The sequence below is a fragment of the Micromonospora sp. LOL_024 genome (assembly GCF_048060415.1).
Classification (GTDB): domain Bacteria; phylum Actinomycetota; class Actinomycetes; order Mycobacteriales; family Micromonosporaceae; genus Micromonospora.
This window is the reverse complement of the sequence record NZ_JBHMIS010000130.1, coordinates 1-1,408: the sequence shown is the minus strand read 5'-3', so window position 1 is coordinate 1,408 and position 1,408 is coordinate 1. Positions and strand designations below refer to the sequence as shown.

The 1,408-nt window shown below is 60.3% G+C and carries 2 protein-coding genes; both read right to left on the bottom strand.

Translation table 11 applies throughout. The annotated features are described in order from the left end of the window. Window positions 1–374: 374 nt before the first annotated feature. Entirely contained in the window at window positions 375–803 is a 429-nt protein-coding gene (locus tag ACFHWY_RS28505; RefSeq protein ID WP_416583330.1) for a DUF4265 domain-containing protein, read from the bottom strand. A 152-nt stretch (window positions 804–955) separates the two neighbouring features. Continuing rightward, entirely contained in the window at window positions 956–1,177 is a 222-nt protein-coding gene (locus tag ACFHWY_RS28500) for an HNH endonuclease (RefSeq protein ID WP_416583329.1), read from the bottom strand. Between the last annotated feature and the right edge of the window lie 231 nt (window positions 1,178–1,408).

The following is a 1,408-nucleotide window of genomic DNA, read 5'->3' as shown; positions in this document are numbered from 1 at the left end:
GTGGCCGTCCTCGTTCCGGCGGGACCCGAGGTCACCTCACGAAAGGCGGCTGCCGTACTAGCCCACCTCCCCACCATCGACGACGAACCCGGCCCCCTCAATCCCGGACCACCCACACCCGACCACGACCCTCTACGCGAAGCCACCTGACTACACCACTCGCGAGACCCCACACACCGACCACCAATCACCACGCAAGCAGACCGCGGCGGCAAAGGGACTCTGGCTATGACGTACGGGATGAGTTCCACCGGGACCGCGATAGCTGGCCCACCCGGGCTGGTCGCGCCCAAGGTACAGTCGAATCCGGGTGCCGGCGGGGCGGTCGGGCCGATGGGCGCGTGTTCCTCAACTTTGCGGCCTGCAGAGCCTTCCTACCGGCGGAACATTTCGACGTCGCCCCATTCACAGTAGATTCCCCCACCGCTGTTCCCCTGTTCGATGGCGGACCAGAGGCTACCGATATCGCCCTGAGGCGGAACGTCGACCGCAAGATGCCTTTCCCCGCTCCACTCAGCCTTCAAGTGGGCCTCATCAGCTGCACGGATAAGCGAGCTCCGCGTGGGTTGAAATTTTTCGTCAGGAAGAGACGGCGATAGGAAGACGCGGAAAACTCGATGACCCCCACTCTCCCGAACACCGATGATCACCTTACCCGCATGATCGAGTTCAACCACATCCTTCAGGGCGAGTCCGTAAACCCGAAATGGGATACATGCTACTTCGTAGGTCCCACCGACACTCGGAACCAGCCAAATTTGCTCCGCCAGGCCCGGAAACCCGAACGGCTCCAGGTCTACCATCGCCAGGTAATTTGCCTCCCCGCGATTGACGGGAAACTCGTGAATCACATACTGCATACAGGCCGCCAATCTAGTAGCAAGCTCCGGTCTCCTGCGTCAACCAACGCCGGAGACCGGAGCAATTACAGCGCTAACCTAGAGCATACCCGCCACTACCACCATGGCGGGGGCCATGGACCTGTATAGTTCGCGGGCGGGTTCACTGGATATTCCCGTGCACCTTTCGAGCTATTACAGAAGGTGCAAGCGGGCGTAAGATTCCGGTCAGTTAGGTCTCCGTTTCTTACTCGCGGGACCACATGATCGATGCTTGTGGCCGGGTTAGTCCGACAGTAGGAGCAGAGGGGCGTCGGCTTCAGTGGATCCGCATTCACGCCGACGTTGTATTCTCGCAGAACGCTCGGCGGGATGCGCTTATCAGCTCCTAGCCCGCCGGCAGATCCCTGGGGAATATTGTAGATTGGCTCGCCATTCGGTCCACAACCCCCCGGCGCATTCGTGTTGTGCACCAGCACCGGCACGTCGCCGACCAGCACATAGTAGGCAGAGCCAAAGCAAAGTCGGTTAGTCACTAATTGACTGCTTTGAGTAGTGCTGGGATGAGC

Coding starts and splice junctions, on each gene's coding strand:
- ACFHWY_RS28505 (WP_416583330.1), bottom strand. CDS start 803: ATGGTAGACCTGGAGCCGTTCGGGTTTCCGGGCCTGGCGGAGCAAATT.